The sequence below is a fragment of the Flavonifractor sp. An9 genome (assembly GCF_002161245.1).
Taxonomy (GTDB): Bacteria; Bacillota; Clostridia; order Oscillospirales; family Oscillospiraceae; genus Flavonifractor; species Flavonifractor avicola.
Map to the genome: position 1 here is coordinate 240,510 of NZ_NFHC01000001.1, position 13,883 is coordinate 254,392.

Annotated in this window: 15 protein-coding genes; 13 read left to right on the plus strand and 2 right to left on the minus strand. The window is 59.9% G+C overall.

Going from position 1 to position 13,883, the window contains the following annotated elements:
• Window positions 1-137 precede the first annotated feature (137 nt).
• From leuS to rpsU, 3 genes are all read left to right on the plus strand, one after another.
• Window positions 138-2,558, plus strand: a complete 2,421-nt coding sequence (gene leuS / locus B5G40_RS01220) for a leucine--tRNA ligase (protein WP_087398495.1) — start codon at window positions 138-140, stop codon at window positions 2,556-2,558.
• Window positions 2,555-2,959 (plus strand): VOC family protein, encoded by a 405-nt coding sequence (locus tag B5G40_RS01225; RefSeq protein ID WP_087188558.1) that lies wholly within the window; start codon window positions 2,555-2,557, stop codon window positions 2,957-2,959. Before leuS ends, B5G40_RS01225 begins: the two co-directional genes overlap by 4 nt.
• Window positions 2,960-3,070: 111 nt before the next feature.
• Window positions 3,071-3,253 carry a 30S ribosomal protein S21 gene (rpsU, locus tag B5G40_RS01230; protein WP_009259223.1) on the plus strand — a complete coding sequence of 61 codons (183 nt, stop codon included), beginning with the start codon at window positions 3,071-3,073 and terminating at the stop codon, window positions 3,251-3,253.
• A gap of 55 nt (window positions 3,254-3,308) precedes the next feature.
• On the opposite strand, the gene B5G40_RS01235 is transcribed toward rpsU, so the two are convergent.
• Complete coding sequence (locus B5G40_RS01235) at window positions 3,309-4,088, minus strand: hypothetical protein (protein WP_087398496.1); 780 nt, start codon at window positions 4,086-4,088, stop codon at window positions 3,309-3,311.
• 248 nt (window positions 4,089-4,336) lie between these two features.
• Here B5G40_RS01235 and B5G40_RS01240 point away from each other — a divergent pair, with 248 nt between their 5' ends.
• The 10 genes from B5G40_RS01240 to B5G40_RS01285 all read left to right on the plus strand — a co-directional run bounded on the left by B5G40_RS01240 (window position 4,337) and on the right by B5G40_RS01285 (window position 13,497).
• Window positions 4,337-4,837 (plus strand): YqeG family HAD IIIA-type phosphatase, encoded by a 501-nt coding sequence (locus tag B5G40_RS01240; protein WP_087398497.1) that lies wholly within the window; start codon window positions 4,337-4,339, stop codon window positions 4,835-4,837.
• Window positions 4,834-5,682, plus strand: coding sequence for a TIM barrel protein (locus tag B5G40_RS01245; RefSeq protein WP_087398498.1), 849 nt, complete (start codon window positions 4,834-4,836; stop codon window positions 5,680-5,682). Before B5G40_RS01240 ends, B5G40_RS01245 begins: the two co-directional genes overlap by 4 nt.
• 265 nt (window positions 5,683-5,947) lie before the next feature.
• A complete protein-coding gene (locus tag B5G40_RS01250) occupies window positions 5,948-7,009 on the plus strand; it encodes a M24 family metallopeptidase (RefSeq protein ID WP_087398499.1) in 1,062 nt (353 codons plus the stop codon).
• A 79-nt stretch (window positions 7,010-7,088) separates the two neighbouring features.
• Window positions 7,089-7,658 carry an elongation factor P gene (gene efp / locus B5G40_RS01255; protein ID WP_087188553.1) on the plus strand — a complete coding sequence of 190 codons (570 nt, stop codon included), beginning with the start codon at window positions 7,089-7,091 and terminating at the stop codon, window positions 7,656-7,658.
• Window positions 7,659-7,854: 196 nt separating this feature from the next.
• Entirely contained in the window at window positions 7,855-8,325 is a 471-nt protein-coding gene (locus B5G40_RS01260) for a CD1247 N-terminal domain-containing protein (RefSeq protein ID WP_087188552.1), read from the plus strand.
• Window positions 8,326-8,527: 202 nt separating this feature from the next.
• Window positions 8,528-10,975, plus strand: a complete 2,448-nt coding sequence (gene feoB, locus B5G40_RS01265; RefSeq protein ID WP_087398500.1) for a ferrous iron transport protein B — start codon at window positions 8,528-8,530, stop codon at window positions 10,973-10,975.
• Window positions 10,976-10,979: 4 nt separating this feature from the next.
• Entirely contained in the window at window positions 10,980-11,144 is a 165-nt protein-coding gene (locus B5G40_RS01270; RefSeq protein ID WP_087328412.1) for a FeoB-associated Cys-rich membrane protein, read from the plus strand.
• Window positions 11,145-11,157: 13 nt separating this feature from the next.
• The gene (locus B5G40_RS01275) at window positions 11,158-11,883 is read left to right on the plus strand and encodes an NAD-dependent protein deacylase (protein WP_087398501.1); all 726 of its coding nucleotides are present in this window, start codon (window positions 11,158-11,160) and stop codon (window positions 11,881-11,883) included.
• 100 nt (window positions 11,884-11,983) lie between these two features.
• Window positions 11,984-12,439 (plus strand): AlbA family DNA-binding domain-containing protein, encoded by a 456-nt coding sequence (locus B5G40_RS01280; protein ID WP_087328418.1) that lies wholly within the window; start codon window positions 11,984-11,986, stop codon window positions 12,437-12,439.
• A gap of 131 nt (window positions 12,440-12,570) precedes the next feature.
• The gene (locus tag B5G40_RS01285) at window positions 12,571-13,497 is read left to right on the plus strand and encodes a helix-turn-helix domain-containing protein (protein WP_087398502.1); all 927 of its coding nucleotides are present in this window, start codon (window positions 12,571-12,573) and stop codon (window positions 13,495-13,497) included.
• Between the two features lie 47 nt (window positions 13,498-13,544).
• On the opposite strand, the gene trxA is transcribed toward B5G40_RS01285, so the two are convergent.
• On the minus strand, window positions 13,545-13,859 hold the full coding sequence (gene trxA, locus B5G40_RS01290; RefSeq protein ID WP_087398503.1) for a thioredoxin: 315 nt from the start codon (window positions 13,857-13,859) through the stop codon (window positions 13,545-13,547).
• Window positions 13,860-13,883 lie beyond the last annotated feature (24 nt).

The following is a 13,883-nucleotide window of genomic DNA, read 5'->3' on the forward strand; positions in this document are numbered from 1 at the left end:
AAAAACCATCAGGCCCCGCCGCATTTTGCGGCGGGGCCTGATGGTTTTTCTTGCATTGATGTTGTATTTCAAGTATAATGTCATAGATTATGGAGGCGGCAGAGGCCGCCAGGATATGATATGAGGAAGTGCAGTCAATGAAGTACGATTTTGCTGCCATCGAGCCCAAGTGGCAGAAAAAATGGGCAGAGGAAAAAACCTTCCACTGTGAAAACCACAGTGATAAACCCAAGTTTTACGGCCTGGTGGAGTTCCCCTATCCCTCCGGACAGGGTCTGCACGTGGGCCACACCCGCCCCTATACCGCCATGGACGTGGTGGCCCGCAAGCGCCGTATGGACGGCTACAATGTGCTGTTCCCCATGGGCTATGACGCCTTCGGCCTGCCCACCGAGAACTATGCCATCAAGAACCACATTCACCCCGCCAAGGTGACCCACGATAACATTGAGAACTTTACCAAACAGCTGCATATGCTGGGTTACTCCTTTGACTGGGACCGGGTCATCAACACCACCGATCCCAGCTATTACAAGTGGACCCAGTGGATCTTCCTGCAGCTCTGGAAGCACGGTCTGGCCTACAAGACCACCATGCCCGTGAACTGGTGTACCTCCTGCAAGTGCGTGCTGGCCAACGAGGAGGTTGTGGACGGCGTGTGTGAGCGCTGCGGCGCTCCCGTGGTCCGCAAGGAGAAGAGCCAGTGGATGCTCAAGATCACCGAGTATGCCCAGCGCCTCATCGATGACCTGGACGACCTGGACTTCATCGAGCGGGTCAAGACCCAGCAGAAGAACTGGATCGGCCGCTCCACCGGCGCCGAGGTCACCTTCAAGGCCACTACTGGCGAGGAGATCGTGGTGTTCACCACCCGGCCCGACACCCTGTTCGGCGCCACTTATATGGTTCTCTCTCCCGAGCACGCCCTGGTGAAGGGCTGGCTGGAGAGCGGCAAGCTGGCCAACGCCGACGATGTGCGTGCCTATCAGGCCGCCGCCGCCTCCAAGTCCGATCTGGAGCGCACCGAGCTGAACAAGGAAAAGACCGGCGTGTGCCTGGACGGCGTGAAGGGCATCAACCCGGTCAATGGCAAGGAGATCCCCATCTTTATCTCCGACTATGTGCTCTCCACCTACGGCACCGGTGCCATCATGGCCGTGCCCGCCCACGACGACCGTGACTGGGAGTTTGCCAAGAAGTTCGGCTGCGAGATCATCGAGGTGGTCTCCGGCGGCGAGGACGTGCAGAAGGCTGCCTTCACCGCCAAGGATGAGACCGGCATCCTGGTCAACTCCGAGTTTCTCAACGGCCTGACCGTGAAGGACGCCATCCCTGTCATCACCAAGTGGCTGGAGGAGAAGGGCATCGGCGAGGCCAAGGTCAACTACAAGCTCCGTGACTGGGTGTTCTCCCGTCAGCGTTACTGGGGCGAGCCCATCCCCATGGTGTACTGTGAGAAGTGCGGCTGGCAGCCCATTTCCGAGGACCAGCTGCCCTTGCTGCTCCCCGATGTGGACTCCTACGAGCCCACCGACGACGGTGAGTCCCCCATCTCCAAGATGACCGACTGGGTCAACACCACCTGCCCCCACTGCGGCGGCCCCGCCAAGCGGGAGACCGACACCATGCCCCAGTGGGCCGGTTCCTCCTGGTACTTCCTGCGCTATATGGACCCCCACAACGACAAGACCCTGGCTTCCAAGGAGGCTCTGGAGTACTGGAGCCCTGTGGACTGGTACAACGGTGGCATGGAGCACACCACCCTGCACCTGCTGTACAGCCGGTTCTGGCATAAGTTCCTCTACGACATCGGCGTGGTACCCACCAAGGAGCCCTACCAGAAGCGCACCTCTCACGGCATGATCCTGGGCGAGGGCGGCGAGAAGATGTCCAAAAGCCGCGGCAACGTGGTTAACCCCAACGACGTGGTGGCCCAGTACGGCGCCGATACCATGCGCACCTATATCATGTTCATCGGCGACTTTGAGAAGGCCGCCTCCTGGAGTGACAACGCCGTTAAGGGCTGTAAGCGCTTCCTGGACCGTGTGTGGAACCTGTCCGAGAACCTGACCGACTCCATGGAGTACTCTGCCGCCAACGAGAGCGCCATCCACAAGACCATCAAGAAAGTGGCCGACGACATCGAGGCCATGAAGTTCAACACCGCCATTGCCGCCCTGATGGCTCTGGTCAACGACTTCTATGCCAACGGTTGCTCCAAGGGCGAGTACAAGACTCTGCTGCTGCTGCTCTCCCCCTTCGCTCCCCACATGGTGGAGGAGCTGTGGGAGACCCTGGGCTTCAATGCCGACGGTATGGCCTGCCAGCAGGCCTGGCCCGCCTACGACGAGAGCAAGACCGTGGCCGCCGAGGTGCAGATGGCCGTCCAGGTGTGCGGCAAGCTGCGTGCCACCGTCACCGTCCCCATGGACAGCGACGAGGCCACTGTGGTGGCCGCCGCTCTGGCCGATCCCAAGGTACAGAAGTTTACCGAGGGCAAGAACCTGGTTAAGACCATCCTGGTACCCAACAAGCTGGTCAACCTGATTGCCAAATGAGCATCAAAGGGGTCCATCATGTCTCCCTGAAGGCCCAGGGAGCGGAAGAATTCCAGCGGGTTCTGGATTTCTATCAGCAGGTGCTGGACTGCTCCCTGATCCGCCATTGGGGGCAGGGGGACAGCCAGGGCGCCATGCTGGATCTGGGTAATACCATTCTGGAAGTTACCTCCAATGGTACGGAGCGCGGCAAGGGTTTCTTTGCCCACCTGGCTTTTGCCACAGACGATGTGGACGGTATGGTGGAGCGGCTTCAGGCCGCCGGATGCCCGGTGCTGGTCCAGCCGGTGGATAAAAATCTGGGCGGGAACTACCCCATCCGCATCGCTTTTTGTGCCGGTCCCATTGGGGAAGAGCTGGAATTTTTCCAGGAACTGACCCAGGAAAAAAGAAAGAAATAAATCTGCACTTGACATTTGCTTGCGGATAGCATACAATGATTCTGTTAAAGCCATATCTATGTGTGGCCCTTTGGCGGTGGAACCCCGCCGCTTCGGAGGGAGGGGAAGTCAATGTCGGAAGTCCATGTGAAGGACGGCGAGTCCTTGGAGAATGCGCTGAAGCGTTTCAAGCGCAGCTGTGCCAAGTCTGGCGTTCTGGCCGAGGTTCGCAAGCGTGAGCACTACGAGAGCCCGAGCGTTAAGCGGCGCAAGAAGTCTGAGGCCGCCCGCAAGAACCGCAAGAAGTATTACTAATCCTACAGATTACAGGACCCCGCGCCATAGGCGCGGGGTCCTGTTGTATCTTTGCCTATCCTGCCAGAATATCCTCCAGCACATCCTCAATTTGTGGATAGGACAGCACCGCCTGCCGGATGCCCAGTCCCCGGGCCACCTGCAATTTTTTGCGGATGGACCCGGCGTCGTCAAAGAGAACGAAATGAGCGCCGTTCTCCTGGGACATATAAGTAAAGTAGTGGGCGCACAGCTCGGTAGAGAAAAAGATGGAGGGACTGCGTTCGTCCATCAGCCGGCGCAGCTCCTCCTGGCTGAGAGGTTGCCCCTGACCGGAGGGGGAGGGGAGGTAGAAGTCCTCTGCCACCCGCTCTATGGCCAGGGCCACCCGGCCCTGGCCGTACCGCTGCGCCGCCTCCGCCAGCCGCTGGGCCAGAGAGCCGCCGGACAGGGCGGAGGAGATGAGCACTTTGGCGCTGTCGGCATAGCCGCCGTAGGTCTCGGTCACATAGAGAGGCCAGCCCCGCTTTTGGGTGAGACCGGCCAGGGTGCGGACGATTTCCGTCAGCAGGGGCATGGGACGGCCCTCAAAGTCGCATAAGATGCCGTCATACCCCCGGGCGGAGCACTCCCGCAGAACCTCTTGACAGAAGGGCCCGGCCTCACCCCGGCCGTCAAAGCCCACGCAGTCCAGGGCCATCAGGCCGCCCCGGACGGATATGGGCATATTGGCCCGGAAGAGATGGGGGCCGCCCCCCACTCGATAGGCCGCATGGGCCACGGGAAGGCCAAACCGCAGAGCCGCCCGGCTGTGGGCGGGGGGTGCGGTGAGAATCAATGTGGAATTCAGCTGCATATCAGCTACCCCCTTGTCCAAGTTGTAAGAAGCGTGTATAATCAGCTTGTCGAAAAGGCTTTCCGACAAGCTGAAGCACGTTTTGAAACTTGAGCCAAGTTTCAAAACGTGTTTGATCGAACGCGAAAGACAACCCTGACGGTTTTCTTTCACACTATCTTTCCCTCCGAATCCTTTGCTCTGGAGGTTCTTTTCGATAGCCTGTACCATCCTATGCGGACCAGACTGCAAATAGACGAGGTGAAACCATGCTGACGGCCCACTGGTCAGGAAAAACCATTTACGACATCGATCCCGCCGCGCTGGCCGGGCGGGGTATCCGCCTGCTGCTGGCCGATCTGGACAATACCCTGGTGCCCTATGGGGTGCCGGAACCCACCCAGAAAGTGCGGGAGTGGACGGCGGAACTTCAGAATCAGGGAATCACCCTGTTTGTGCTGTCCAATAACCGGCATCCCCAGCGGCCCGAGCGGTTCTGCAAGGCGCTGGGCGTTCCCTACATCGGCCACGCCGGGAAGCCCAAGCCGGGCTCCTTTATCAAGGCCATGGAGCAGATGGGCTGCACCCCGGAGCAGACCGCCATTGTGGGGGATCAGATTTTTACCGATATTCTGGGCGGCAGCCGGGCTGGTGTGACCACGCTGCTGGTGGAGCCTATCCGGCTGGCGGGCAATCCGGGGCGCTACCTGCGGTACGCCGCCGAGTGGCCCTTCCGCGCCCTGACAAAAAGGAGAGCAAAACCATTATGAGCGCTATCTTCGGACCGGCAGGCAATGCCGAGTCCTTTCCCTATAAATCCTCGGTGGACGCTCCCCGCTGGCTGGCGGGGCTGGGACTGGACTGCTACGAGTACCAGTGCGGCAAGGGCGTCAACGTAGGGGAAGCCACGGCCAGAAAGGTGGGGGAGGCGGCCAGGGAGGCGGGCATTGCCCTATCCCTCCACGCTCCCTATTTCATCAATCTGGCCAATCCCGATCCCGACAGCCTGCAAAAGACCATCGGCTATATCACAGCGGCCTGCCAGGCGGCGGACTGGATGGGGGCCACCCGGGTGGTGATCCATTCGGGCGCCCTGATGAAGCGCACCCGGCGGGAGGCCCAGGACATCGCCCTGCACTCCCTGAAAGAAGTGGTGGCCGCCTGCGACGCCGCCGGATTTGGACACATCACCCTCTGCCCCGAGACCATGGGCAAGATCAACCAGCTGGGGGATCTGGACGAGGTGCTGGAGCTGTGTACTCTGGATGAGCGGCTTACCCCCTGCGTGGATTTCGGCCACCTGTACGCCCGTACTCTGGGAGAGCTGGAGGGCCATGAGGCCTGCGTGAAAATGCTGGACCGCATCAAAGAGGTGCTGGGAGAGGAACGGGCCTCCCGTTTCCACAGCCACTTCTCCAAGATCCAGTTCACCCCCAACGGGGGAGAGAAGATGCACCTGACCTTCGATCAGGCGGACTTCGGGCCCGACCCGGAGCCTCTGATGACCGAGGTGGCCCGCCGGGGCTGGAGCCCTACTTTTATCTGCGAAAGTGCGGGTACCCAGGCGGAGGATGCGCTGACTATGAAGAAGCTGTACCAAGGCAGTCTGACCTGAACTTTGGCGCACTTTCGCAGGGGCCCCGCAGAGCGGGGCGGCGCGTTTGCGCCGAGCCAAGCGTTTTGGGCTTTCGGCCCAAAACCTTGATGCCGGGCGAATTCAGTTCGCCCGAGCAGATAAAAAAATATGGGGCCCCCGGCGGACCGTGGTCCGCTGGGGCAAAGTGCCGGGACACAGGCCGAGGACGCTCTAACCATGAAAAAGCTGTACCAAAGCGCCCTTTAGGGCTGCTGCGGCGCGAGATAGAAAGGAAGTCTTTATCATGAATCATCTCAATCAGATCGCGGCCAAGCTGGACGAATACAAGCTGGATGCCATGCTCATCACCAGCGATCCCGGCGAATACTACGCCATCGGGTTCCACGGCGAGGGCATGGTCATCGTGACCAAGAACGAGAGCCGCTACTTCACCGACTCCCGGTACATTGAGGCTGCCGGCAACCTGGTCACCGGCGCCGCCATCACCATGACCGACCGGAACAAGAACTTCATGGTGCTGGCCGAGCAGGCCGTCCGGGAGCTGGGCATTCAGCAGATGGGCTTTGAGGACGGCTATGTGACCGTGGCCTCCTACAACCAGTATTCCAAGCTGCCCTGTGAGCTGGTGCCCGCCCAGAGCCTGGTGAACAACCTGCGGGCCGCCAAGGACGAGGAAGAGATCGCCCTGATGAAGCGCGCCCAGGAGATCACCGATCAGGCTTTTGATGCCATCCTGAAGTTCATCCAGCCCGGCATGACCGAGCAGGAGATCGCCGCCCGCCTCCAGTATGAGATGCTGTGCCGGGGCGCTGAGAAGATGAGTTTTGACCCCATTGTGGTGTCCGGCCCCAACGGTTCCCTGCCCCACGGCATCCCCAGCGAGAAGAAGGTGCAGAAGGGCGAGTTCATCACCATGGATTTCGGCTGCAAGTTCGGCGGCTACTGCTCCGACATGACCCGTACCATCGCCCTGGGCGAGCCCACCGAGGAGATGCGCAAGGTGTACGATACCGTGCTGAAGGCCCAGATGGCCGGTATTGCCGCCGCCAAGGCGGGCGTACCCGGCAAGGAGATCCACAACGCCGCCGCCAAGGTGATTGAGGACGCCGGTTACGGGGCATACTTTGGTCATGGCTTTGGCCACAGCGTAGGCATCGAGATCCATGAGTCCCCCAATGCCAACGGCCGTGACGAGACCCCCATGCCTGTGGGTGCCGCTGTTTCTGCTGAGCCCGGTATCTACCTGCCCGGCAAGTTCGGTGTGCGTATTGAGGATGTGCTCATCTACACCGAGGAGGGCACAGTGAACCTCACCAAATCTCCCAAAGAGCTGATTATTCTGTAAAAAGCCTTGCAATGAGGGGAATAATAAGGTAAAATGACTTAGCTGATGATTTAAAAAACCTTTTGGAGGATGAATTTCAATGCCTACGATTTCTGCCAGTGATTTCCGCAACGGCGTGACCTTTGAGATGGACGGCCAGGTCATGCAGGTCGTCGAGTTCCAGCACGTCAAGCCCGGTAAGGGCGCCGCTTTCGTCCGCACCAAGATGAAGAACGTCATCACCGGCGGCGTGACCGAGACCTCTTTCAACCCCACCGCCAAGTTTGAGCAGGCCTATGTGGAGCGCAAGGACATGGAGTACAGCTACAACGACGGCGATCTGTACTACTTCATGGACCCCGAGACCTACGATCTGGTGCCCATCGGCTCCGAGCTGCTGGGTGACAACTTCCGCTTCGTGAAGGAGAACATGGTGTGCAAGATCAACTCCTACAAGGGCAAGATCTTCGCCGTGGAGCCCCCCACCTTCGTGGAGCTGGAGGTCAGCGAGACCGATCCCGGCTTCAAGGGCGACACCGCCACCAACGTGACCAAGCCCGCCACCCTGGAGACCGGCGCCGAGATCAAGGTGCCCCTGTTCATCAACCCCGGCGACAAGATCAAGATCGACACCCGTACCGGCGAGTACCTGGAGCGCTGCAAGGGTTAAAAAATGTCCAGGGGGTATCCTATACCCCCTAGATACAAATGGGCCGCGCCGTATGGCGGCACAGCCCATTTGATACCCCCGGTTTCGCGCCCGTGGCGCGGGTCGAGGTGTTTTGGGGTGAAGTGAATTCACCCCAAAACAGATCTATATTCTACTGGCCCTTCGTGGCTGACTGATGAAGAAAAGGAGACGCATTATGACGATTTCTGAGAAGGTCGCGTACCTGAAGGGCCTGGCTGAGGGCCTGAATATCGACACCGAGAAGTCCAAGGAGGGCAAGCTCCTCAACGTGATCATCGGCATCCTGGAGGAGATCGGGATGTCCATTGAGGATCTGGAGGAGAACACCGTGGCTCTGGGCGAGGAGATTGACGCCATCTCCGACGATCTGGCCGACGTGGAGAAGGCCGTCTATGAGGACGAGGACGACGAGGATGACGACGACGATTGCTGCTGCGATGACGACGACTTCTTCGAGACCGAGTGCCCCAACTGCGGCGAGACTCTGGTGATCGACGAGTCCGTTCTGGACGAGGGCGTAATCCAGTGCCCCAGCTGCAAGCAGAAGTTCGCTCTGGACCTGTCTGACGACTGCTGCTGCGGCGATGAGGACGAGGACGACTGCGGCTGTGGCTGCGGCTGTGAGGATCATGACCACGAGGACTAAGTTCCAAGGTATATCGGGAGCGCTGCGGAGATTCCGCGGCGTTCCTTTTTTGCCTTTGTTCGATGTTTTCTCTTATGGCCACAAAACCAGTGGGATTTTGGTGAAAATGGCGGGGGAAGTCTCTTGCGTCTGCCGCTGCCAGCGTAGTATAATGGGCACGGAATTAGATTAGATTAACTCTGAGAACTGCGGATGGGATAAGATGAAACTACAAGAGACACAGACACATAAGACTCTGGAGGAAGTCCAGCCCGGGGAAAAGGGCATCATTCTCCAGGTAGGCAATGACCGGGGGCCGGTGAAGCGCCGCCTGGTTGACATGGGCCTGACCCCCGGTACCCAGGTCATGGTGCGCAAGGTGGCCCCCTTCGGCGACCCGGTGGAGCTCAACCTGCGGGGCTACGAGCTGTCGCTGCGGAAGTCAGACGCAGCCCAAATCCTCATCGCCACCGGCGAGGAGGGAGAGCGGAAGGCCCAGGCCAGAAAAAAGCGCATGGGTATGGTGCAGCACTTGCCCGACGAGGAGACCATCCGGCGGATGGATGCCGACCACGCCCATGAGGCTGCGGCCCACGGCGGCGTGCCGGACTATGCCAGCCATGATACCCGGGAGATGAAACTGGCTCTGGTGGGCAACCCCAACTGCGGCAAGACCACCCTCTTTAATGCCCTTACCGGCTCCAACCAGTATGTGGGCAACTGGCCCGGCGTGACGGTGGAGAAGAAGGAGGGCAGGGCGGAGGTAGATGGGAAATCCGTCACCGTGGTGGATCTGCCCGGCATTTACTCCCTGTCCCCCTACTCCATGGAGGAGATCGTGGCCCGGGATTTTATCGTGGGAGAGCGGCCCGACGCCATCATCGACATCATTGACGCCACCAACATTGAGCGCAACCTGTATCTGACCGCCCAGCTGCTGGAGCTGGAGCGGCCTATGGTCATTGCCCTCAACTTTATGGACGAGGTGGAGAAGCACGGGGACAAGATCGATGTGGACCGGCTGTCCGAGGAACTGGGCGTACCGGTGATCCCCATCACCGCCCGGTCGGGCAAAAACATCCAGAAGCTGCTGGAGGTGGCCCACCACCAGATGCACGTTGGGGTCACCGTGGAGCCGGACGACCTGTACGACGACTTCACCCACCAGATCCACCATAAGATGGGCGAGCTCATCCACGATAAGGCCTATGCCGCCCACATTCCCGCCCACTGGGCTTCCATCAAGCTCATTGAGGGGGACGATCTGGTGGAGAAGGCCCTGGGCCTGAACGGGGTGGAGAAGGCCGCCCTGGAACGGGTCTGTCAGGAGTATGAGAGCGCCTATGAGCTGGGCGACCGGGAGACCCTCATCGCCGACGCCCGGTATCAGTTTATCCAGAAGGTGGTGGACAGCTGTGTGCACCGGGGCCGTCCCCTGGGTACGCCCACCCTGTCCGATCGGATCGACGCCATCGTCACCCATAAGGTGTTTGCCATTCCTGTGTTCCTGCTGATGATGCTGGCTATGTTTGCCCTCACCTTCGGCCCCGGCCAGATGCTGGCTGACGGGGTGGATACCCTCATCGGCGGCTACTTTGCCGACTGGGTGCGGGGTGTGCTGGCTGCTGCCGGCACCGCCCCCTGGGTGGAGGCCCTGCTGGTGGACGGCGTCATTGCCGGTGTAGGCGGCGTGTTGACGTTCCTGCCCCAGATCGCCATTCTGTTCCTCTTCCTGTCCTTCCTGGAGGACTCGGGCTATATGGCCCGGGCCGCCTTCATCATGGACCGGCTGCTGCGGCGCTTCGGCCTCAGCGGCAAAGCCTTTATCCCCATGCTGATGGGCTTTGGCTGTACGGTGCCCGCCGTCATGGGCGCCCGCACCATGGAGAATGAAAAAGACCGGCGCATGACCATCATGCTGGTGCCCTTCATGTCCTGCTCTGCCCGGCTGCCGGTGTACGGCCTGCTTACTGCCGCCTTCTTCCCCCGGTACGGTGGATTGGTGGTGTTTTCCCTCTACCTTCTGGGCCTGATCTTTGCCATCCTCTCCGGTATCCTGCTGAAGAAGCTGGTATTCAAGGGGGAGCCTGCCGCCTTTGTGCTGGAGCTGCCCCCCTACCGCCTGCCCACTCTGAAGAATATTGCCCTCCATGTGTGGGAAAAGGTGAAGGGCTTCCTTATCAAGGCGGGTACCCTGATCCTGGCCATGAGCGTGCTGCTGTGGTTCCTCCAGACCTTCGGCTTCGAGGGCGGAGCCTTCGGCATGGTATCCAACGAGGAATATTCCATTCTGGGCGCCATCGGGTCCTTCCTGGCCCCCCTCTTCGCGCCGCTGGGCTTCGGCACCTGGCAGGCGGCGGTGGCCCTCCTCTCCGGCCTCATCGCCAAGGAGATGGTGGTGTCCTCCATGAGTATGTTCTACGGCTTCTCCGTCACCGCCAGCGGCACCGCCATTGCCGCCGCCCTGGGCGGCACCTTCCAGAGCCCCCTGGCGGCCTATTCCTTCCTGGTGTTTGTACTGCTCTATGTGCCCTGCGTGGCGGCGGTGTCTACCATCCGCAAGGAGATGAACTCCGCCAAGTGGACTCTGGCCTCCATCTGCTGGCAGCTGGGTGCGGCCTGGCTGGGCTCCTTCCTGGTTTACCAGATCGGCTCCCTGTTTTTGAGGTAATGCTATGTTAAAATACCTGATCTACGCCGGGGTGGCCGTCCTCATTATTTGGGCGGCGGTCTACCTGATCTATCGCTTCCATCAGAATCTGAAGGGCAAGCGGGGGTGCGGCTGCGGCGGCTGCTCCAGCTGCCCCCACACCTACTGCCGCCATCGGAAAGCGCCGTAAGGAGGGGCTTGGTATGGATCAAAAACTGGAACAGCTCCAGAAATGGATCGACGAGAGTGAGAATATTGTCTTTTTCGGCGGGGCAGGTGTGTCCACCGAGAGCGGCATCCCTGATTTCCGCAGCGTGGACGGCCTGTACAACCAGCAGTACCAGTATCCCCCGGAGACCATTCTGAGCCACACCTTCTTCCAGAAGAATCCGGAGGAGTTCTACCGCTTCTACCACAACAAGATGCTCTTTCCGGACGCCAAACCCAATGCTGCCCATCTGAAGCTGGCGGAGCTGGAGCAGGCGGGCAAGCTCAAGGCCGTGGTGACCCAGAACATCGATGGGCTCCACCAGGCTGCGGGCAGCGACAACGTCTATGAGCTCCACGGCTCGGTCCACCGCAACTACTGTATGAAGTGCCGTCAGTTTTATGATCTGGACTTCATGATGGAACAGAAAGGCGTGCCCTACTGCCCGGTGTGCGGCGGGATGATCAAGCCCGACGTGGTGCTCTACGAGGAGTCCCTGGACCAGGAGACCATCGAAGGGGCAGTGCTGGCCATCTCCCGGGCGGATATGCTTATCATCGGCGGCACCTCTTTGGCGGTGTATCCGGCGGCGGGTCTCATCCGCTACTACCGGGGGAACAAGCTGACCCTCATCAACAAGAGCCCCACCCCCTACGACAAGGAGGCCGACCTGGTGATTGCCGGACCCATTGGGGAGATTTTGGGCGCTGTTACCGTATAACCCATAAAAGGGATCTGTCCACGGACAGGCCCCTTTTTTCCTTGTCAACGGCCATCCTTCCCGGTATAATGAAGGCACTACGAAAGGGGAGGCCGGCCCTATGTTCGACTTCACACAGATCAGCCGCTATCGGGAGAACAACCGCCTGGAGGCCAAGCTGGCCACTGGCGGCCTGCCCCACAGCATCTGGGAGACCTACTCCGCTTTTGCCAATAGCTACGGCGGGGTGATCCTGCTGGGGGTGGAGGAGCTGCCCGACCACAGCCTGCGGGTACAGGGCCTGCTGGACCCCCAGGGTATGGTGGAGGAGTTTATTGCCGGCCTGGACGACCCGGCAGTGGTCAGCGTCAACATCCTCCGGGAGGAGGATATCCAGATCCTCCATGTGGATGGCGGGGACATTGTGGCCATCACTGTGCCCATGGCGGAACAGGACCAGCAGCCGGTCTATATCGGGGGAAACCTCCGCCGGGGGTCCTACCGCCGCAGCGGAGACGGGGATTATCACTGTACCCAGGCGGAGCTGAACGCCATGCTGGGCGGCCGGTCCCACTGAGCATTTTTTGAGGGCAAAAAGCCCGATGCAACCGAAAGTTTACAGGAAAAAACCCAAACGCAACTGCAAATTGGTTTCAGTTGCGCTTGGGTTTTGATATGTTTTAGCCACCTTGAGAGGAGGCAGAGACCATGAGTTTTGGGGCGAATCTACAATTTCTCCGGGACCGGGCCGGGATGACCCAGGAGGGACTGGCCGAGGCCCTTCAGGTGTCCCGGCAGTCGGTGAGCAAGTGGGAGTCGGATACCAGTTTTCCAGAAATGGAAAAATTACTGGTGCTGTGTGAGCTGTTCCACACCGACCTGGACACCCTGCTGCGGGGGGATGTGCGGGAGCATTACCACACCGACGCTGCCGGGTACGACCGCTTTATGAACTGGTTTTCCAATGCGGTTGCCCTGGGTGTTGGCCTCATCATCCTGTCGGTGAGCGGAGGATTGGCGCTGTATGGCTTTGCGGGCTTTCCGGAAAACTGGGTGGCTGCAGTGCTCATCTCAGGGATTGCGGTGGCGGTGGCTATTTTGGTGATCGCCGGCATGCGCTATGACCGATTTGAAAAGGCGCACCCGGTACTACGGGATTTCTATGCCGACGAGCAGCGGGAGCGGTTTCTAAACCGGTATCCCTTCCTCGTTGCCCTGCCCATCGTGGGCTTTTTTCTGGGTGTGGTGTGGCTCATCCTGCTGGGAGACAGCGCCGAACGGATGGGGGAGCGGGCGGAAGCCAAGCTGGTAGCGGTCTTTCTGCTCATCGTGGCTCTGGGCGTGACTGTCCTGGTGTGGGCCGGACTGCGCAGAGGCAAGTATAACATTGAGGGCTGGAATAAAGAGCATGACTCCAGCCCGGAGGCGATGGCGCTCCGAAAAAAGGAGAACTGGATCTGCGGCGCTATCATGATAGCCGCTACTGTGATCTATATGATCGTAGGTTTTGGCTCCATGGCGGTGTCGGGAGAGTACGGGGACAGCTGGGGCTGGCGCTGGGGGTGGATCGTCTATCCCATCGCCGGCATGGTTTGCGCCCTGGCTTCCCACCTGCTGAAAAAAGGGGAGGAATGACAGAGAAGGCCTGCCGCATCAGCGGCAGGCCTTCTTTTACTTCCAGCTTACAGGTTGGCGTCCAGCACGGCGGTGTAGGCCTGAGGAGGCATCACGCCCACCTTGCGGTCAAACTCCTTGCCGTCCTTCAGGAAGATGACGGTGGGGATGCTCATGACGCCGAAGCGCATGGCCAGGTCGGGCTCGTCGTCCACGTTGACCTTGCCCACTAGGGCCTTGCCCTCGTACTTGCCCGCCAGATCCTCCATCACAGGGGCCAGCATTTTGCAGGGACCGCACCAGGAAGCCCAGAAATCCACCATGGAGATACCGTTGGAAACCGCCTTGTCAAAAGCCTCATTGGTCAGATGAATGATAGACATAGATAACATCCTTTCTCTGTATCA